This window comes from Serratia sp. JKS296 (assembly GCF_900215445.1).
Taxonomy (GTDB): Bacteria; Pseudomonadota; Gammaproteobacteria; order Enterobacterales; family Enterobacteriaceae; genus Serratia; species Serratia marcescens.
The window spans coordinates 120653-140579 of the sequence record NZ_OCMX01000001.1 but is presented as its reverse complement, the minus strand read 5'-3'; the positions used below and the strand labels follow the sequence as shown (position 1 = coordinate 140579).

The following is a 19927-nucleotide window of genomic DNA, read 5'->3' as shown; positions in this document are numbered from 1 at the left end:
ACGAAGTCAGGAGGTTTAGCGGCTGCCGGGCAGAATGCGGCGGCGGTCGGAGCTTGTTAAAGAAGTGATTTTTCTTTTAATCAATTGTTAAATACACCCGTTAACCCTATGATTGCAATGCGTATGGGCCGCTAATGTGTTGCAGCCTTCAGCGAATTGTTAATGGGTATTGCCGCAGGTTGCGAGGCGGCTCGCACAATCTCATTTACTTCGATGAAAATGAGCAATTACGCTGCGAAACCCATAGAAAAACCACCAATAACGCCGCGCAATGCCAGGATGAACCTCGCATCATGTCGTCCTCAGCAAGGAGAGCGATATGTCACTGGCGTTAATCTATAGCCGCGCCATCATCGGCGTTCAGGCCCCTTCCGTAACGGTGGAGGTGCATATCAGCAATGGCCTGCCCGGCCTGACGCTGGTCGGCCTGCCGGAAACCACGGTAAAAGAGGCGCGCGATCGGGTGCGCAGCGCCCTGATCAACAGCGGTTTCACCTTTCCCGCCCGGCGCATCACCGTCAATTTGGCGCCCGCCGATCTGCCAAAAGAAGGCGGGCGTTACGATCTGCCGATAGCGCTGGCGATCCTCGCCGCCTCCGAGCAATTGCCCCTCGCGCCGTTGGCGCGCTACGAGTTTCTTGGCGAGCTCGCGCTGTCTGGCTCACTGCGCGCGGTCAGGGGAGCGATCCCGGCGGCACTGGCGGCGGCTGATGCCGGGCGGCAACTGATCCTCTCGACGGACAACGCCGCCGAAGTCGGCCTGATCGCGCAGTCGCGCTCCCATACCGCCCAACACCTGCTGGAAGTCTGCGCTTTTTTGCTCGGCCAAGGCGAACTGCCGGTAGCGGCCACGCCCCCCGATGCGGACAACGCGTGCGAAAACGCCGACCTGCGCGACATCATCGGTCAGGAACAGGCCAAGCGGGCATTAGAGATCGCCGCCGCCGGCGGGCATAACCTGCTGTTGATTGGGCCACCGGGCACCGGTAAAACCATGCTGGCCAGCCGTCTCACGGGCTTGCTGCCGCCGCTGACGGAGGCTGAGGCGCTGGAAAGCCTGGCGATCGCCAGCTTGCAGCATCACATTCCCGCCGCGCTACCATGGCGCCAGAGGCCGTTTCGCGCGCCGCACCACAGCGCCTCGATGGCGGCATTGGTCGGCGGCGGCTCACTGCCGCGACCGGGCGAGATCTCGATGGCGCATAACGGCGTGCTGTTTCTGGATGAACTGCCGGAATTCGAGCGTAAGGTACTGGATGCGCTGCGTGAGCCATTGGAATCCGGCGAGATCGTGATTTCGCGTGCCAACGCCAAGGTCTGTTTCCCCGCCAGGGTGCAACTGATCGCGGCAATGAACCCAAGCCCGACAGGGCATTATCAGGGGTTGCACAATCGCGCCTCACCGCAGCAGGTGTTGCGCTATCTGGCCCGGCTGTCAGGGCCTTTTCTCGACCGTTTCGATCTGTCTATCGAAGTGCCGTTGTTGCCGCCGGGTACGCTCAGTCATCGGAAAGCCCATGGAGAAAGCAGCGAACAAGTACTGAAAAGGGTGCAGCAGGCACGCGCCCGGCAGCTCGAACGCGCCGGTAAAGTCAACGCGCTGTTGAGCAACCGTGAAGTGGAACGAGATTGCGTTTTGCAGGCGGCAGACGCCGAGTTTTTGGAAGCGACATTAAACACGCTGGGGTTATCAGTCCGCGCCTGGCAGCGCATCTTGAAAGTGGCGCGCACGCTGGCGGATTTGGCGGGAGATGCTGAGCTCGACAGGCGCCACCTCAGCGAAGCGCTGGGCTATCGCAGTATGGACCGTCTGCTGTTACAACTGCATCGCAGTCTGGAATGAAAATGGGGCCCGCAGGCCCCATCGTCTTTAGTCTTCGCTGTCGCTGTAATCTTCTACTGCGTCAGCCTGCGGTTTACCGCCGGACAGAGTATGGAATTTCTTCGGGCGACGTGTGCGCGCCAGATATTTAGCCCATACTTTTTCCTGCTCGGTAGCCGCTTCGCGCTCACCGCGACACACTGCGACGAACAGCTGTTCTTCTTCAGTGGCCGGCTGGCGTTTACCCGAGTCCAACTCGTTAAACGCGTAGCCGAAGCGCTCTAGCAATTGCGCCTCTTTAATGGTGAAATCGCCGTGACGGGAGAACCCGCGAGGGTAATGTTTATTATCAAAAAAACGATTGGTCGTGGTGAAGCTATCCGCCATCTGACACGCTCCTAATTCTCTTATGGCCGTGCTGTTTATGGCGCGGAGTATTAGATAGGCTTGACAGCGTGTAAAACAAAACATTTAAATCTTAACGACAAATTTTTTTGGAGATAGGTGTGGATACCGAATTACTGAAAACCTTTTTGGAGGTCAGTAGAACGCGTCACTTTGGCAGAGCCGCAGAATCTTTGTACTTAACGCAGTCCGCGGTCAGTTTCCGCATCCGTCAGCTAGAAAACCAGTTGGGCGCAAATTTATTTACCCGTCATCGCAATAACATCCGCCTGACGCCTGCCGGCGAGCGGCTTCTGCCCTATGCCGAGAGCCTGATGAACACCTGGCAGTTGGCGAAGAAGGAAGTCGTGCGTTCGCTGCAACACACCGAGTTGTCGATCGGCGCTACCGCTTCGTTGTGGGAGGCCTATCTGACTCCCTGGTTGCAAGCACTCTATCAACAACGCGAGGCGCTGCAGCTAGAAGCCAGGGTGGCATTAAGGCACTCTTTGGTAAAACAACTGCATGAAAGGCAGCTCGATTTACTGATCACCACTGAACCGCCGAAGATGGATGAGTTGGCCAGCCAGCAACTGAGCAATTTCTCATTACGCCTGTTCTCATCCGCTTATCGTGACAAACAGGCCCCAATGCCCTACATCAAGCTGGAATGGGGAGCCGACTTCCACCAACAAGAAAACCGCATGTTGGAAGGTGATAACGTACCGGTGCTTACCACCACCTCCGCTCACCTGACGCGTCAGCTGTTGGAAACCACGGGCGGATGCGCTTTCCTGCCCAGCCATTGGGAAAAAGAGTACCCACAGCTGGTGGCCGCCACCGAGATCCCGCCGATTATCCGCCCACTGTATGCCGTCTGGTTGCAAAACAGCGATCAACAACCTTTGATTCGGCAATTACTTAAAATACCTTTAAATACCGCAGCCTAAAGCGCCATGGCGGCCTTAAAAGCCGCCACCGTGGTCTTGGATGTCTATCATGCCAAAAGCCGCCCATCGCCTTCTGAGAGAAGAAAATGCAAAATGGTAGGAGAATCAGGAGGTCTGCGGGGGTAAAGATCGAAAGGCTATGGAGCAACTCGGATCAGATAAGCATCAGCATAGAGCACCCGATGCGCTCTTTTCCAAAACGATAACGCTCTAAGGATCGGGATAATAGGCAAAAAAAAACCCTTTGCTTTCGCAAAGGGTTCTTAATATGGCAGGGGCGGAGAGACTCGAACTCGCGACACCCGGTTTTGGAGACCGGTGCTCTACCAACTGAGCTACGCCCCTAAATCTCGCTTAACATTATGCCTGCTAATAAAGCAGGCATAATTAAATAAGTGGCGGAACGGACGGGGCTCGAACCCGCGACCCCCTGCGTGACAGGCAGGTATTCTAACCAACTGAACTACCGCTCCACCGATTCTTTTACGTTGCATCTTTCGATGCCGGCAACATCGCGTTCTGCGATTTGCGCATTACCAGTCGTCACACTGATAACGTTTATTTGATGCCTGGCAGTGTCCTACTCTCGCATGGGGAGACCCCACACTACCATCGGCGCTACGGCGTTTCACTTCTGAGTTCGGCATGGGGTCAGGTGGGACCACCGCGCTATTGCCGCCAGGCAAATTCTGTTTCATTCCAACCGCTTCACTTCCATGAAGCCATCAGAACCAATCTCGGAACTTCGCTGAAAATCTCTCTAAAAACACCTTCGGTGTTGTAAGGTTAAGCCTCACGGATCATTAGTACTGGTTAGCTCAATGCATCGCTGCACTTACACACCCAGCCTATCAACGTCTTAGTCTTAAACGTTCCTTCAGGGGCCTTAAAGGCCCAGGGAAGACTCATCTTGAGGCAAGTTTCGCGCTTAGATGCTTTCAGCGCTTATCTTTTCCGCACTTAGCTACCGGGCAATGCCATTGGCATGACAACCCGAACACCAGTGGTGCGTTCACTCCGGTCCTCTCGTACTAGGAGCAACCCCTCTCAATCTTCCAACGCCCACGGCAGATAGGGACCGAACTGTCTCACGACGTTCTAAACCCAGCTCGCGTACCACTTTAAATGGCGAACAGCCATACCCTTGGGACCTACTTCAGCCCCAGGATGTGATGAGCCGACATCGAGGTGCCAAACACCGCCGTCGATATGAACTCTTGGGCGGTATCAGCCTGTTATCCCCGGAGTACCTTTTATCCGTTGAGCGATGGCCCTTCCATTCAGAACCACCGGATCACTAAGACCTACTTTCGTACCTGCTCGAGCCGTCACTCTCGCAGTCAAGCTAGCTTATGCCTTTGCACTAACCTCACGATGTCCGACCGTGATTAGCTAACCTTCGTGCTCCTCCGTTACTCTTTGGGAGGAGACCGCCCCAGTCAAACTACCCACCAGACACTGTCCTCACCCCAGATTATGGGGCCGAGTTAGAACATCAAACATTAAAGGGTGGTATTTCAAGGATGGCTCCACGCAGACTGGCGTCCACGCTTCAAAGCCTCCCACCTATCCTACACATCAAGGCTCAATGTTCAGTGTCAAGCTATAGTAAAGGTTCACGGGGTCTTTCCGTCTTGCCGCGGGTACACTGCATCTTCACAGCGAGTTCAATTTCACTGAGTCTCGGGTGGAGACAGCCTGGCCATCATTACGCCATTCGTGCAGGTCGGAACTTACCCGACAAGGAATTTCGCTACCTTAGGACCGTTATAGTTACGGCCGCCGTTTACTGGGGCTTCGATCAAGAGCTTCGCCTTGCGGCTGACCCCATCAATTAACCTTCCAGCACCGGGCAGGCGTCACACCGTATACGTCCACTTTCGTGTTTGCACAGTGCTGTGTTTTTATTAAACAGTTGCAGCCAGCTGGTATCTTCGACTGGCTTCAGCTCCATCCGCGAGGGACTTCACCTACATGCCAGCGTGCCTTCTCCCGAAGTTACGGCACCATTTTGCCTAGTTCCTTCACCCGAGTTCTCTCAAGCGCCTTGGTATTCTCTACCTGACCACCTGTGTCGGTTTGGGGTACGATTTAATGTTACCTGATGCTTAGAGGATTTTCCTGGAAGCAGGGCATCAACTACTTCTGCACCGTAGTGCATCGTCATCACGCCTCAGGGTTAGTATGCAACCGGATTTACCAGGTCACACCCCCTACACGCTTAAACCGGGACAACCGTCGCCCGGCTAGCCTAGCCTTCTCCGTCCCCCCTTCGCAGTAACACCAAGTACAGGAATATTAACCTGTTTCCCATCGACTACGCTTTTCAGCCTCGCCTTAGGGGTCGACTCACCCTGCCCCGATTAACGTTGGACAGGAACCCTTGGTCTTCCGGCGAGCGGGCTTTTCACCCGCTTTATCGTTACTTATGTCAGCATTCGCACTTCTGATACCTCCAGCAACCCTCACAGGCCACCTTCAACGGCTTACAGAACGCTCCCCTACCCAACAACGCCTAAGCGTCGCTGCCGCAGCTTCGGTGCATGGTTTAGCCCCGTTACATCTTCCGCGCAGGCCGACTCGACCAGTGAGCTATTACGCTTTCTTTAAATGATGGCTGCTTCTAAGCCAACATCCTGGCTGTCTATGCCTTCCCACATCGTTTCCCACTTAACCATGACTTTGGGACCTTAGCTGGCGGTCTGGGTTGTTTCCCTCTTCACGACGGACGTTAGCACCCGCCGTGTGTCTCCCGTGATAACATTCTTCGGTATTCGGAGTTTGCATCGGTTTGGTAAGCCGGGATGGCCCCCTAGCCGAAACAGTGCTCTACCCCCGAAGATGAGTTCACGAGGCGCTACCTAAATAGCTTTCGGGGAGAACCAGCTATCTCCCGGTTTGATTGGCCTTTCACCCCCAGCCACAAGTCATCCGCTAATTTTTCAACATTAGTCGGTTCGGTCCTCCAGTTAGTGTTACCCAACCTTCAACCTGCCCATGGCTAGATCACCGGGTTTCGGGTCTATACCTTGCAACTAATCGCCCAGTTAAGACTCGGTTTCCCTACGGCTCCCCTATACGGTTAACCTTGCTACAAAATATAAGTCGCTGACCCATTATACAAAAGGTACGCAGTCACACCACGAAGGTGCTCCCACTGCTTGTACGTACACGGTTTCAGGTTCTATTTCACTCCCCTCGCCGGGGTTCTTTTCGCCTTTCCCTCACGGTACTGGTTCACTATCGGTCAGTCAGGAGTATTTAGCCTTGGAGGATGGTCCCCCCATATTCAGACAGGATGTCACGTGTCCCGCCCTACTCATCGAACTCACGACCTGTGCATTTTAGTGTACGGGGCTATCACCCTTTGCTGCGCGACTTTCCAGACGCTTCCACTAACACACAAGCCGATTCAGGTTCTGGGCTCCTCCCCGTTCGCTCGCCGCTACTGGGGGAATCTCGGTTGATTTCTTTTCCTCGGGGTACTTAGATGTTTCAGTTCCCCCGGTTCGCCTCATGCCACTATGTATTCATGACATGATAATGTGTCGAAACACACTGGGTTTCCCCATTCGGGTATCGCCGGTTATAACGGTTCATATCACCTTACCGACGCTTTTCGCAGATTAGCACGCCCTTCATCGCCTCTGACTGCCTAGGCATCCACCGTGTACGCTTAGTCACTTAACCTCACAACCCGAAGATGTTTCCATCGTTCGCGCTGCAAACATTTGAAAGACTCTATGACAGGTTACTCTTCATCCCAGTACTTCTACGGAGGGATAAATTTCAGCCGTCATGTTTCAATTTTCAGCTTGTTCCAGATTGTTAAAGAGCAAAATACTTCGCAGCATACTGTCGCCAATATACTCTGAAGTATTAAATACCGGACTATATGGTGGAGCTAAGCGGGATCGAACCGCTGACCTCCTGCGTGCAAGGCAGGCGCTCTCCCAGCTGAGCTATAGCCCCATACAGTCACGCGCAGTACCTTTTCCACTTCCGAGAAGTGGTAGGCCTGAGTGGACTTGAACCACCGACCTCACCCTTATCAGGGGTGCGCTCTAACCACCTGAGCTACAAGCCTATAAAGGTATTTCTGCTCGTTACTTTCTATCAGACAATCTGTGTGAGCACGCCACTCGAACTAATATCTTTAGGTAAGGAGGTGATCCAACCGCAGGTTCCCCTACGGTTACCTTGTTACGACTTCACCCCAGTCATGAATCACAAAGTGGTAAGCGCCCTCCCGAAGGTTAAGCTACCTACTTCTTTTGCAACCCACTCCCATGGTGTGACGGGCGGTGTGTACAAGGCCCGGGAACGTATTCACCGTAGCATTCTGATCTACGATTACTAGCGATTCCGACTTCATGGAGTCGAGTTGCAGACTCCAATCCGGACTACGACATACTTTATGAGGTCCGCTTGCTCTCGCGAGGTCGCTTCTCTTTGTATATGCCATTGTAGCACGTGTGTAGCCCTACTCGTAAGGGCCATGATGACTTGACGTCATCCCCACCTTCCTCCAGTTTATCACTGGCAGTCTCCTTTGAGTTCCCGGCCGAACCGCTGGCAACAAAGGATAAGGGTTGCGCTCGTTGCGGGACTTAACCCAACATTTCACAACACGAGCTGACGACAGCCATGCAGCACCTGTCTCAGAGTTCCCGAAGGCACCAATCCATCTCTGGAAAGTTCTCTGGATGTCAAGAGTAGGTAAGGTTCTTCGCGTTGCATCGAATTAAACCACATGCTCCACCGCTTGTGCGGGCCCCCGTCAATTCATTTGAGTTTTAACCTTGCGGCCGTACTCCCCAGGCGGTCGATTTAACGCGTTAGCTCCGGAAGCCACGCCTCAAGGGCACAACCTCCAAATCGACATCGTTTACAGCGTGGACTACCAGGGTATCTAATCCTGTTTGCTCCCCACGCTTTCGCACCTGAGCGTCAGTCTTCGTCCAGGGGGCCGCCTTCGCCACCGGTATTCCTCCAGATCTCTACGCATTTCACCGCTACACCTGGAATTCTACCCCCCTCTACGAGACTCTAGCTTGCCAGTTTCAAATGCAGTTCCCAGGTTGAGCCCGGGGATTTCACATCTGACTTAACAAACCGCCTGCGTGCGCTTTACGCCCAGTAATTCCGATTAACGCTTGCACCCTCCGTATTACCGCGGCTGCTGGCACGGAGTTAGCCGGTGCTTCTTCTGCGAGTAACGTCAATTGATGAGCGTATTAAGCTCACCACCTTCCTCCTCGCTGAAAGTGCTTTACAACCCGAAGGCCTTCTTCACACACGCGGCATGGCTGCATCAGGCTTGCGCCCATTGTGCAATATTCCCCACTGCTGCCTCCCGTAGGAGTCTGGACCGTGTCTCAGTTCCAGTGTGGCTGGTCATCCTCTCAGACCAGCTAGGGATCGTCGCCTAGGTGAGCCATTACCCCACCTACTAGCTAATCCCATCTGGGCACATCTGATGGCAAGAGGCCCGAAGGTCCCCCTCTTTGGTCTTGCGACGTTATGCGGTATTAGCTACCGTTTCCAGTAGTTATCCCCCTCCATCAGGCAGTTTCCCAGACATTACTCACCCGTCCGCCGCTCGTCACCCAGGGAGCAAGCTCCCCTGTGCTACCGCTCGACTTGCATGTGTTAAGCCTGCCGCCAGCGTTCAATCTGAGCCATGATCAAACTCTTCAATTAAAAGCTTGATTTGCTTCCACTCGAGAAGCGATGCTCAAAGATTTACTGCATGAATTTTACTTCAGTTAGTCACTCTTCAAGACTTGATATTTTTTTGCATCCGAAGATGCTGGATATCGTCTTGTGGAGTGCCCACACAGATTGTCTGATAAATTGTTAAAGAGCAGTGCCGAGAAACTCATCGGCGCGGGCTGCGTATACTACGCTTTTCGCCCGGAGAGTCAAGCGTTTATTTCGCTTTCTTCTCGCTGACCCGGCGGCTTATCAGTCGTTGTTCCCGGTCAGTGGAGGCGCATTATAGGGAGTTCTCGGCAGGTCGCAACCCCTATTTTCAATATTTTTTCCAACCGTTGAATGTTTGACCAAAACACCGTTAAAGCGGCAGTTTTTTCAACGATTTAAAGCCATAGCCCTGCAAAACGGGCAATAAAGCGTCAGTATCTTCATTTAACGCCATGCAATACGCCAGATTCTCTTCCTGGCTCGAGACCAGGTTTTCCTGCGTAGAGATGAGCCAGGCGGTGCGACGGGCAATCGCCGCGCCGGAATCCACCAATCGGGTGCCTTCCGGCAACACCTGCATCAGCTCTTCAGCTAACAGAGGAAAATGGGTGCAGCCTAGCACGACGGTATCCGGCGGCTCGCGCATGCTCAGCCACGGATGCAGGATCTTCTTCAGCACCGGCAGCGGCACGGCTTCGCCGTGGAGCTTGGCCTCCGCCAGCTCCACCAGCTCTGAAGAGCCCAGCAGTTCAATCTTGCAGTCGGTGGCGAAACGGGAAATCAGTTCGTGGGTGTAGCTGCGCTGTACGGTGCCGCGGGTCGCCAACAGGCCGACAATGCCGTTGACGGTAAGACGGGCCGCCGGTTTGATGGCGGGCACCACGCCCACGACAGGGAAACTGAAACGCTCGCGCAAGGCCGGCAAGGAAACGGTGCTGGCGGTGTTGCAGGCAATGACGACAATCGCCAGAGGATGACGCTGCTGCACCGCGCCGACAATCTCCAGCACGCGCTCAACGATAAACTCTTCGGACTTCTCGCCGTAGGGAAACGCCACGTTGTCGAACGCATATATATAGTGGAGATCCGGCAGCAACTGCCGAATCTCCTGATACACCGACAGCCCGCCGACGCCGGAATCGAAAACCAGCACCGTCGGGCGAGGTGTGGCGGTGCTGTTAGAAGGTATAGCTTCCAGTGAGGTAGTATTCTCTTCCTGGAGTAGCGTAGCCATAGGCCGTCTCATAATCTTTATCAAACAGGTTGGCAATTCTACCACGAACTGTCAGATGAGATGTGACCGGATACGAAACTGCGAGATCCCACAGGCTCACTCCGCCAAGTTTAACGCTTTGTTCCGGATAGGTACTGTAATCCTTGTCATAACGTTGACCCAGATATTGATAAGTCACCGCCCAGTCAAAGTCATACAGCTGCCAGTCCAGCTCATATTTCACCTGCTGCTTGGCGCGCCGCAGCAGCACTTCATTGGTCTTGGCGTTGCGAGGATCGACATAGTCATAACCAATCTGATGCGTCAACGGGCCGGTATCAAACGAGGCCGTAGCTTCAATCCCTTTGATGGTCGCCTTACCCACGTTGTAATAGACGTAGTTGGTTTCCCCCGTGGAATCGATCAAATTGTCGATGTCGTTGCGATAACCGGAGATGCGCCAGGTCACCGGGCCGGTCAGCCCTTCAAAGCCACCTTCCCACTGCTTGCTTTCTTCCGGTTTCAGATCGGTGTTGTTACCGAAGTTGCCGTATAGCTGGCTCATATTCGGTGCTTTGAACGCCGTGCCATACGACGCGATAAAACGGTATCCCTCGACGAATTCCCAGGCCGCGCTGGTTTGCCAGGTGCCATGCCAGCCAAACTCGGAATGATCGTCACCTCGAACCGCGCCTTCCAGCGTTACCGGGCCAACCAGTTGCTGCGCGGTCAGATAGATGCCTGCATCACGTTGGCTTTTTTCACCCTTCACGGTGGTGGAATCCGGTTTGATTTTCTGTTGCTGCCAGTCGACGCCAGCGCTTACGGTACCCTGTCCAACCTGCAGCGTATTGCCCCACTGCAGGTTGTACTGTTCGGAATCCACCAGGCTGGCCGAGCTGTCATGCATGCCGAGGCGAGGATCGTAATCGTAATCCTTGCTATGGCTGTAGCTGCCAATCACTTGTGTTGCGTAAATGCCTTCTTTATAGCGCAATCCGGTATCCCAGGTTTGGCTATACAGTTTGCGCGTATCCAGCAGAGGGCTGGTCGGTGAGGAATAATAACTATCATACGCCGTGCGGTTGTCGTAACCATACCCGCGCACAAAACCGCTGACCGATTCGCTGAACTGGTGCTCAAGCGCACCATACAGCGACTTACTCATAAAGCCATCGCGATCCTGCTGGCTTTGCATGCCGGTGCTGCCGTAGGCCACCACGTCATACCCTTTGGTGTAGGTGTAGTCACCCGCCACCGTCGCCACGGTGCTGTCGCCCAACGGCTGTTGAGTCGACGCGTCATAGGATTGATAGCCGTTGGAGCCGACGCCGGCTGAGAGCGTAGTACCGTTCTTTTCACGCGTGGTAATGATGTTGACTACGCCGCCGATGGCGTCGGAACCGTATACCGCCGAACGCGGGCCGCGAATGTATTCGACTTTCTGCACCAGAGAAATCGGGATTTGGCTGAGATCGGAAGAGCCGCTGACGCCCGCCTGATTAAGGCGAATGCCGTCAATTAGCACCAGCACGTGGCTGGAGTTGGTGCCGCGAATAAACAGCGAGCTCTTTTGCCCCAACCCGCCGTTTTGGCCAACGTCCACGCCCGGCAAACGGCGCATCACGTCGGTCAGGCTCTTGGCCTGCCAGCGATCGATATCGTTACGGGTGACGACGGAGGTCGGCGCCAATACGGAAGAAACCGGCTGCGGGAAGCGGTTGGCGGTCACCACCAGGTTATCGCCATTCGTGGCTGTGGTGTTGTCTTGCGCCCATCCAGAAAAAGCCGTGACGGAGGAGACCACCGCCAGCAGCGTATTTTTTGTAATTGTCATGAGAAAAGCATCCAAACTTAATTGGCGGATGCCGCAGGATCATGGCCGGTAGTTCGCGACGGCCACGGACATTGCGACGTAACACCGGCAGGTCTTCGGGCTTGGGATTTGCGGGCCGCGGGGCGCGACCGGCAACGGGCGATGACTTCCCATCCTGCAATGGACAGTGTCTGCGTCGAAACGCTATCGCCGTGACTTCCCCTTACCGCTGCGCGTCAGCTCCGGATTCACACCGGATTCCCTTTTCACTCGCTGCTTGAGGCCGGACGGCAATGCTACGATCAATGCAAATAGATGTCTAGACTGCTATTAATGTTACAAATAATAAACGCGACAAAACTGGACTTCACGGGCTGATTCCCTACAATCCCCGCTGATCAAATTTGCCTGACGAGAAGACACACATGACGCCCGAGAATTTGCCTATTGAACGTTACGATGACCAACTGGCGGAGAAAGTCGCCCGCCTGAAGACGTTGATGTCACCGTTCGCGGCGCCCGAGCCGGAAGTGTTCCGCTCGCCAGTCGACCACTACCGCATGCGCGCCGAGTTCCGCATCTGGCACGACGCGGACGACATGTATCACATCATGTTCGATCAGCAGACCAAGCAGCGTATTCGCGTCGATCAATTCCCGGCCGCCAGCGAACTGATCAACCGCCTGATGAGCGCCCTGATCGCCGCGCTGAAACCGGAGCCGATCCTGCGCCACAAGCTGTTTCAGATCGATTATCTGTCGACGCAAAGCGGCAAAATCATCGCCTCGCTGCTGTACCACCGCAAGCTGGATGACGTTTGGCAGCAGCGCGCCGAGCAGCTGCGCGACGAGCTGCGCGCGCAGGGTTTTGACCTGCAGTTGATCGGCCGGGCGTCGAAGACCAAAATCATGCTCGACCAGGATTATGTTGACGAAGTGCTGACGGTCGCCGGCCGCGATATGATCTATCGCCAGGTGGAAAACAGCTTCACTCAACCCAACGCGGCCATGAACGTGCAGATGCTGGAATGGGCGCTGGCGGTCACCGCCGGTTCCAAAGGCGATTTGCTGGAGCTGTACTGCGGCAACGGCAACTTTTCGCTGGCGTTGGCGCGCAATTTCGAGCGCGTGCTGGCGACCGAGATCGCCAAGCCGTCGGTGGCGGCGGCGCAGTACAACATCGCCGCCAACCATATCGACAACGTGCAGATCATCCGCATGGCGGCGGAAGACTTCACCCAGGCGATGAACGGAGTACGCGAATTCAACCGGTTGAAAGGCATCGATCTGAGCGGCTACAACTGCGAGACGATTTTCGTCGATCCGCCGCGCAGCGGGCTGGACGCGGAAACGGTGAAGATGGTGCAGGCTTACCCGCGCATTCTGTATATTTCATGCAATCCGGAAACGCTGTGCGCCAACCTGGAAACGCTGCAGGCCACGCACCGGGTCAGCCGTCTGGCGCTGTTCGACCAGTTCCCGTATACCCATCACATGGAATGCGGCGTGTTGCTGGAAAAACACCGCTGATACGACAGGGGCGCCATATGGCGCCCCGTTTCATTACGGCTCTTGAGTCGGCGCATCCAGCGTCTTGCGCGCCTTCAGCTTGACCCCAATCCACAGCACCAGCGCCACACACACTACCGACGGCAGGAAGTTGGAACCGATCTGCGGGTATTCGGCGCGCACGATGGCGCTGTACATCAGCAGCCCCAGCAGGAAGCAGGCCGCCGCCAGCTTCGGCATGCCGTCGGGCATGGCGCGGTTCAGGTAACGCTGATGCAGGCAGTACACCGCCAGCACCAACGCAATCAGCGGGAAGATCGAAAACGGCACCACCGAGCTGAACAGCGCGGCAAAGGAACCGTTGATCGAAAGGCCGGCAATCAACGCCAGCAGTAAGGTGCCATTTTCACGGCCTGGTTTTTCCATCATTGTTTACCTTTTTTATACGTGGGACACAGAAGCTTTTTCTTGTTCGCGACGATACCAGTAATACGCCCCTTTGGAGATCATACGCAATTGCAGCACCAGCCGCTCTTCCAGCTGCTGCCGCTGCTCGACGTCGATATCCAGCGCTTCCGCGCCGGCGCTGAACACGATGGTGACCATCGCCTCCGCCTGCGCTTCGGTAAAGCTGCGCGGCATATGGTTTTCCAACTCGAGGTAGTCCGCCAGTTCGGCGATGAAATGCTGGATCTCGCGCGCCACCGCCGCACGAAATGCCGCCGACGTGCCGGAGCGCTCGCGCAGCAGCAGGCGGAAGGCGTTCGGGTTGTTGCCGATAAATTCCATAAAGGTGGACACCGAGGTGCGGATCACGCTGCCGCCCTTGGCGATGCGTTGGCGCGCCTGGCGCATCAACTGACGCAGCATCAGGCCGCTTTCGTCCACCATGGTCAGCCCCAGCTCATCCACGTCGCGGAAATGGCGGTAAAACGACGTGGGCGCGATGCCCGCCTCGCGTGAAACTTCCCGCAGGCTCAGGCTGGCGAAACTGCGTTCGGCGCTCAGCTGGCTGAATGCGGCTTCGATCAGGGAACGACGAGTCCGTTCTTTTTGTTGTGCTCTGACGCCCATATGCATATCCGGATAGGTTCCATTCTCTCAGTCTAACGCCCTAGACTCGGCAATATAGCAAATTTTATTGCAACAGCATTTATACTAACGCGCTCTATCACACTTCCGCCCTGAGCCGATTGTGCTTTGACTCAAAAAGCCTAATGGTGATTGGGTGAGCAGCGCTATGATGTTAAGATACCGTTGTAATCTTGTATAAAAAAACAGGTCTCTCCTACATGCAACAGCACTATCAATTTGATGCCATTGTGATTGGCTCGGGCCCTGGTGGTGAAGGTGCCGCCATGGGGCTGGTGAAACAGGGCGCCCGCGTGGCCGTTATCGAACGGTACAACAACGTAGGCGGCGGATGTACCCACTGGGGCACCATCCCTTCCAAAGCCCTCCGCCACGCCGTCAGCCGCATTATCGAATTCAACCAGAACCCGCTTTACAACAACTCGCGCACGCTCAGCGCGACCTTCCCTGACATTTTACGCCACGCCGATAACGTCATCAGCCAGCAGACCCGCATGCGCCAAGGGTTTTATGAGCGGAACCAGTGCAAACTGTTCGCCGGCGACGCACGCTTCATCGACGCCAACACCGTCAGCGTCAGCTACATGGACGGCACCCAGGACACCATCCGCGCCGACCACATCGTGATCGCCTGCGGCTCGCGCCCTTACCATCCGGCCAGCGTCGATTTCAATCACCCGCGCATCTACGACAGCGACTCCATTCTCGAGCTGAGCCATGAACCGCGCCACGTGATCATTTACGGCGCCGGGGTGATCGGCTGTGAATATGCGTCTATCTTCCGCGGTCTGAACGTCAAGGTGGATCTGATCAACACCCGCGATCGCCTGCTGGCGTTCCTCGATCAAGAGATGTCGGATTCGCTCTCTTATCACTTCTGGAACAACGGCGTGGTGATCCGCCACAACGAAGAATTCGAGAAGATCGAAGGCACCGAAGACGGCGTGATCGTGCACCTGAAGTCCGGCAAGAAGGTGAAAGCGGACTGCCTGCTGTACGCCAACGGCCGTACCGGCAACACCGATTCGTTGGGGTTGGAGAACGTCGGTCTGGAGTCGGACAGCCGCGGGTTGCTGAAGGTGAACAGCATGTATCAAACCGCGCTGTCGCACATCTACGCGGTCGGTGACGTGATCGGCTATCCGAGCCTGGCTTCCGCCGCCTACGATCAGGGCCGCATCGCCGCCCAGGCGATCGCTTCCGGCGAAGCCAGCGGCCATCTAATCGAAGATATCCCGACCGGCATCTACACCATTCCGGAAATCAGCTCCGTCGGCAAAACCGAGCAGGAACTGACGGCGATGAAAGTGCCGTATGAAGTGGGCCGCGCCCAGTTCAAGCATCTGGCGCGCGCGCAGATCGCCGGGATGAACGTCGGCAGCCTGAAGATCCTGTTCCATCGCGACACCCTGCAGATCCTCGGGATCCACTGCTTCGGCGAGCGTGCGGCGGAGATCATCCACATCGGTCAGGCGATCATGGAACAGAAAGGTGAAGGCAATACTATCGAGTATTTCGTTAATACGACCTTCAACTATCCGACCATGGCCGAAGCCTACCGGGTGGCGGCGCTTAACGGCTTAAACCGCCTGTTTTAACGCGCTGTCGATGTAGCCCTGCATGTGCTCGCGGATCGCTTCGGCCAACTGCTCATAACGGCTGCGCAGTGGGGAACCGGGGCGATATACCAACGCGATGGTGCGCTTCGGTTCCGGCTTGTAGCAATCCAGATAGCACACGCCGTCGCGTTCGCGCTGCGGCGGCACCGCCAGTGACGGCAGCAGGGTAATGCCGCTGCCGGCAGCGACCATATTGCGCAACGTTTCCAGACTGGTGGCGCGGAAGTGAGTATCTTCGTCCGCGCCCGCCTGGAAGCAGAAGCCCATCGCCTGATCGCGCAGGCAGTGGCCATCTTCCAGCATCAGCAGCTTCTCTCCCGCCAAATCCGGCATCGCCACGCGCTCGCGCTGCGCCCACGGGTGATCGGAATACACCGCCAGCTTCATCGGTTCATCGAACAGAGGCACTTCGATAAACGCCTCGGTTTCCTTCACCAACGCCAGAATGGCGCAGTCCAGTTTGCCGCTGTCGAGTTGCGCCAGCAGTTGGTGGGTTTGCGCTTCGTGCAGGTACATTTCCAGTTTCGGGAAGGTTTTGTGCAGTGTCGGTATGATCTGCGGCAGCAGATAAGGCCCCACGGTCGGGATCAGGCCGATGTGCAGCGGCCCGGACATGGCTTCGCCCTGCTGGCTGGCCATCTCCTTCAACACTTTCACTTCGCGCAGCACGGTACGCGCCTGCTCCACCAGCAACAGACCCGCCTGGGTGAACAGCACCTTGCGGCTGGTGCGCTCGAGCAGCATGACGCCCAACTCGTCTTCCAGCTTGCGGATCTGCCCGCTCAGCGTGGGCTGGCTCACATGGCATGAATCGGCCGCACGGCGGAAGTGCCGGTGCTCAGCCAAGGCGACCAGATACTCTAAATCACGAATATTCATTGTTTCCCTCCATTCCATGATAGCTCATGGCGATAGATAAGATAGCAATGAGCGATTAGATCTATCAAGCCCCAGCGACAATAATGTGTCCCAACGAAGCGATATCGCGCTAAATGCTAAAAATTACTTTTCCTAATTAAGGGGTTAATCAATGTTTACCAGTCAAGAAGGCAAGAAAGTTCCTCAGGTTACTTTCCACACCCGTCAGGGCGACCAATGGATTGATGTGACCACTGATGACCTGTTCAAAAACAAAACCGTCATTGTTTTCTCGCTGCCGGGCGCGTTCACGCCGACCTGTTCTTCGAGCCACCTGCCGCGCTACAACGAACTGTCCAGCGTATTCAAGCAGCACGGCGTCGACAGCATTCTTTGCGTCTCCGTGAACGACACCTTCGTCATGAACGCCTGGAAAGCTGACCAACATGCGGAAAACATCACCTTCGTACCGGACGGCAACGGTGAATTCACCAAAGGCATGAACATGCTGGTCGAGAAAGCGGATCTGGGCTTTGGCCCTCGCTCATGGCGCTACTCGATGCTGGTACGCAACGGCGTGGTCGAGAAAATGTTTGTCGAGCCGAACAAGCCGGGCGACCCGTTTGAAGTGTCCGACGCCGACACCATGCTGAAATACCTGGCGCCGGAATTCAAAGTGCAGGAATCGGTCTCTCTGTTCACCAAACCGGGCTGCCCATTCTGCGCCAAAGCCAAGCAGATGCTGCAAGAGCGTGGCATTCAGTATGAAGAGATCGTGCTGGGCAAAGACGCCACCACCATCAGCCTGCGCGCCGTCAGCGGCCGCGCCACGGTGCCGCAGGTCTTCATCGGCGGTCGTCACATCGGCGGCAGCGACGATCTGGAAACCTTCCTGTCAGCTTAATAAGTAATAACAAAGCCAACGTGAACTTTGGCGGGCTACGGCCCGCCCTTTTTTTACCTTTCAGGAGCGGATATGAAACTGTTGAACGTTGATGTCGCGGTCATTGGCGGCGGCACCGCAGGGCTCGGCGCCTACCGCGCGGCTAAACTGTCTACCCCCAGCGTGGTGATGATTGAAGGCGGGCCTTACGGCACCACCTGTGCGCGCGTCGGCTGCATGCCATCCAAATTATTGATCGCCGCCGCCGAAGCGGTGCATCAAATCGAACGTGCACCGGGCTTTGGCGTGCACCCAACCGGAAAAACGCGTATCGACGGACGCGAGGTGATGGCGCGCGTCAAACGCGAACGCGACCGTTTCGTCGGCTTCGTGCTGGAAGGCGTGGACGAGATCCCGGCCGCCGACAAAATTCAGGGCTATGCCCGCTTTATCGACGACAACACGCTGCAGGTCGATGACCATACGCGCATCGTGGCGCAGCGTATCGTGATCGCCACTGGTTCCCGCCCCAGCTGGCCGGCGCCGTGGAACGAACTGGGCGATCGCCTGATCGTCAACGACGACGTGTTCAACTGGGATGACTTGCCGCAATCCGTAGCGGTATTCGGCCCCGGCGTCATCGGGCTGGAGCTGGGGCAAGCGCTGCACCGCCTCGGCGTCGACACCAAGGTATTCGGCATCGGCGGCGCCGTCGGGCCGCTGACCGACAGCGCCGTACGCGATTACGCCGCCAAAGCGCTGGGGGAAGAGTTCTACCTCGACGCCGACGTGAAGGTAGAGATGATGCAGCGCGAAGGCGACCGCGTATTTATCCGCTATCAGGATCTGCAGGGCCAACCGCAGGAGATCCTGGTGGACTACGTGCTGGCCGCCACCGGCCGCCGCCCCAACGTCGATCGGTTAGGCCTCGAAAATACCGGCTTGCAGCTCGACGCCCGAGGCGTGCCGCTGGCCGACCGCCTGACGATGCAAACCAGCGTGCCGCATATTTTCATTGCCGGCGACGCCAGCAACCAACTACCGCTGCTGCACGAGGCCAGCGATCAGGCGCGCATCGCCGGCGCCAACGCCGGCAGATTCCCGGAGATCAATCCGGGTCTGCGCCGCAGCGCGATTTCGGTGGTGTTCTCCGATCCGCAGATCGCCATGGTCGGCTCAACCTTCCGCGAGCTGAGCGAGAAGTTCAGCGCCTGCGGCTGCTTTGAAGTGGGCAACGTCTCGTTTGAGAATCAGGGCCGCTCGCGGGTGATGCTGCGCAACAAAGGCATTCTGCACGTCTACGGCGAGCAAGGCACCGGCCGTTTCCTCGGCGCGGAAATGATCGGCCCGGACGCCGAACACATCGCGCACCTGCTGGCCTGGGCGCACCAGCAGCAGATGACCGTCGACCAGATGCTGGACATGCCGTTCTATCATCCGGTGATCGAAGAAGGCTTGCGCACTGCGCTGCGCGACCTGCAGGCGAAGCTCAAACTCGGCACGGCCGAAATCGAGCGCTGTCAGCGCTGTCCGGGCGAATAACGCCCCTTATCCGTTCACACCTACCGGGCCTTCAGGCCCGGTTTTTTTTTTGCGCAGCGCTTTCCAGATTTTCCTCCCTCCTCTTGCCTCACTGCCCTCCTACGCTCATTTTTTATGCTTCGATATTGAAGTGATATCAATAATGACACTAAATTGAAGGGCGAAGCCAGAATGGAGGAAGAACATGGAAAAGCATGAACACTATACCTATCGCATCACCTGGTCAGCGCAAGACCGTGAATATGTCGGGCTGTGCGCCGAATTCCCCTCGTTGTCCTGGCTGGCCGCCACGCGTACCGGCGCATTGGAGGGTATCGAGAAAGTGGTGAGCGAAACGATCGCCGACATACTGGCGCAAGGCGAAACGCCGCCGCAGGCGTTGGCGGAGAAAAATTTCAGCGGCAAACTGGTGCTGCGCATGACGCCGGAACAGCATCGCCGGCTGGCGATCGGCGCGATGGAGGAAGGCGTGAGCCTGAACCGTTATCTGTGCGCACGCCTGGCGGGGTAAAGGTTCAAGGGCGGCGCAGGGCC

13 protein-coding genes, 4 tRNA genes, 3 rRNA genes and 1 riboswitch are annotated in these 19927 nt (G+C 56.3%); of the genes, 7 read left to right on the top strand and 13 right to left on the bottom strand.

Annotated features, from left to right (window positions below; all coding sequences use genetic code 11):
- Positions 1 to 319 precede the first annotated feature (319 nt).
- Positions 320 to 1843 carry a YifB family Mg chelatase-like AAA ATPase gene (locus CRO23_RS00705; RefSeq protein WP_097101206.1) on the top strand — a complete coding sequence of 508 codons (1524 nt, stop codon included), beginning with the start codon at positions 320 to 322 and terminating at the stop codon, positions 1841 to 1843.
- 27 nt (positions 1844 to 1870) lie between these two features.
- On the opposite strand, the gene CRO23_RS00700 is transcribed toward CRO23_RS00705, so the two are convergent.
- The gene (locus tag CRO23_RS00700) at positions 1871 to 2209 is read right to left on the bottom strand and encodes a DUF413 domain-containing protein (RefSeq protein ID WP_004929946.1); all 339 of its coding nucleotides are present in this window, start codon (positions 2207 to 2209) and stop codon (positions 1871 to 1873) included.
- A 119-nt stretch (positions 2210 to 2328) separates the two neighbouring features.
- Between CRO23_RS00700 and hdfR the strand changes: the two genes are divergently transcribed.
- The gene (hdfR, locus tag CRO23_RS00695; protein WP_028128092.1) at positions 2329 to 3156 is read left to right on the top strand and encodes an HTH-type transcriptional regulator HdfR; all 828 of its coding nucleotides are present in this window, start codon (positions 2329 to 2331) and stop codon (positions 3154 to 3156) included.
- Between the two features lie 269 nt (positions 3157 to 3425).
- Here the strand turns inward: hdfR and CRO23_RS00690 are convergent.
- The 9 genes from CRO23_RS00690 to btuB all read right to left on the bottom strand — a co-directional run bounded on the left by CRO23_RS00690 (position 3426) and on the right by btuB (position 11912).
- Positions 3426 to 3501: transfer RNA gene (locus CRO23_RS00690), tRNA-Trp, on the bottom strand.
- 51 nt (positions 3502 to 3552) lie between these two features.
- A tRNA-Asp gene (locus tag CRO23_RS00685) sits at positions 3553 to 3629 on the bottom strand.
- A gap of 94 nt (positions 3630 to 3723) precedes the next feature.
- Positions 3724 to 3839: ribosomal RNA gene (rrf, locus tag CRO23_RS00680) — 5S ribosomal RNA — on the bottom strand.
- Between the two features lie 99 nt (positions 3840 to 3938).
- Positions 3939 to 6846, bottom strand: a 23S ribosomal RNA gene (locus tag CRO23_RS00675).
- A gap of 206 nt (positions 6847 to 7052) precedes the next feature.
- A tRNA-Ala gene (locus CRO23_RS00670) sits at positions 7053 to 7128 on the bottom strand.
- A 38-nt stretch (positions 7129 to 7166) separates the two neighbouring features.
- A tRNA-Ile gene (locus CRO23_RS00665) sits at positions 7167 to 7243 on the bottom strand.
- A 74-nt stretch (positions 7244 to 7317) separates the two neighbouring features.
- Positions 7318 to 8859: ribosomal RNA gene (locus CRO23_RS00660) — 16S ribosomal RNA — on the bottom strand.
- The 16S, 23S and 5S rRNA genes sit together here with 4 tRNA genes alongside, the layout of an rRNA operon.
- Positions 8860 to 9232: 373 nt before the next feature.
- The gene (murI, locus tag CRO23_RS00655) at positions 9233 to 10096 is read right to left on the bottom strand and encodes a glutamate racemase (RefSeq protein ID WP_025921004.1); all 864 of its coding nucleotides are present in this window, start codon (positions 10094 to 10096) and stop codon (positions 9233 to 9235) included.
- The gene (gene btuB / locus CRO23_RS00650; protein WP_016929730.1) at positions 10041 to 11912 is read right to left on the bottom strand and encodes a TonB-dependent vitamin B12 receptor BtuB; all 1872 of its coding nucleotides are present in this window, start codon (positions 11910 to 11912) and stop codon (positions 10041 to 10043) included. The genes murI and btuB overlap by 56 nt, the downstream gene beginning before the upstream one ends.
- Positions 11913 to 11981: 69 nt before the next feature.
- A riboswitch (cobalamin riboswitch) is annotated at positions 11982 to 12194 on the bottom strand.
- 122 nt (positions 12195 to 12316) lie between these two features.
- Between btuB and trmA the strand changes: the two genes are divergently transcribed.
- Positions 12317 to 13420 (top strand): tRNA (uridine(54)-C5)-methyltransferase TrmA, encoded by a 1104-nt coding sequence (gene trmA, locus CRO23_RS00645; protein WP_079450591.1) that lies wholly within the window; start codon positions 12317 to 12319, stop codon positions 13418 to 13420.
- Between the two features lie 33 nt (positions 13421 to 13453).
- On the opposite strand, the gene CRO23_RS00640 is transcribed toward trmA, so the two are convergent.
- A complete protein-coding gene (locus CRO23_RS00640) occupies positions 13454 to 13825 on the bottom strand; it encodes a YijD family membrane protein (RefSeq protein ID WP_016929728.1) in 372 nt (123 codons plus the stop codon).
- A 15-nt stretch (positions 13826 to 13840) separates the two neighbouring features.
- Entirely contained in the window at positions 13841 to 14473 is a 633-nt protein-coding gene (fabR, locus tag CRO23_RS00635; protein WP_004931044.1) for an HTH-type transcriptional repressor FabR, read from the bottom strand.
- Positions 14474 to 14691: 218 nt separating this feature from the next.
- Between fabR and sthA the strand changes: the two genes are divergently transcribed.
- Positions 14692 to 16089, top strand: a complete 1398-nt coding sequence (gene sthA / locus CRO23_RS00630; protein WP_004931047.1) for a Si-specific NAD(P)(+) transhydrogenase — start codon at positions 14692 to 14694, stop codon at positions 16087 to 16089.
- Here the strand turns inward: sthA and oxyR are convergent.
- Positions 16072 to 16989, bottom strand: a complete 918-nt coding sequence (gene oxyR, locus CRO23_RS00625; RefSeq protein ID WP_015379402.1) for a DNA-binding transcriptional regulator OxyR — start codon at positions 16987 to 16989, stop codon at positions 16072 to 16074. The two genes, sthA and oxyR, sit on opposite strands and share 18 nt — an antisense overlap.
- A 151-nt stretch (positions 16990 to 17140) precedes the next feature.
- On the opposite strand from oxyR, the gene CRO23_RS00620 reads away from it, so the two are divergent.
- The 3 genes from CRO23_RS00620 to CRO23_RS00610 all read left to right on the top strand — a co-directional run bounded on the left by CRO23_RS00620 (position 17141) and on the right by CRO23_RS00610 (position 19904).
- Positions 17141 to 17872 carry a glutathione peroxidase gene (locus tag CRO23_RS00620; RefSeq protein WP_097101204.1) on the top strand — a complete coding sequence of 244 codons (732 nt, stop codon included), beginning with the start codon at positions 17141 to 17143 and terminating at the stop codon, positions 17870 to 17872.
- 72 nt (positions 17873 to 17944) lie between these two features.
- Entirely contained in the window at positions 17945 to 19393 is a 1449-nt protein-coding gene (locus CRO23_RS00615; RefSeq protein ID WP_097101202.1) for a dihydrolipoyl dehydrogenase, read from the top strand.
- Between the two features lie 184 nt (positions 19394 to 19577).
- Positions 19578 to 19904: a type II toxin-antitoxin system HicB family antitoxin gene (locus CRO23_RS00610; RefSeq protein ID WP_079450589.1), complete on the top strand. Its 327-nt coding sequence runs from the start codon at positions 19578 to 19580 to the stop codon at positions 19902 to 19904.
- The last annotated feature ends 23 nt before the right edge of the window (positions 19905 to 19927 follow it).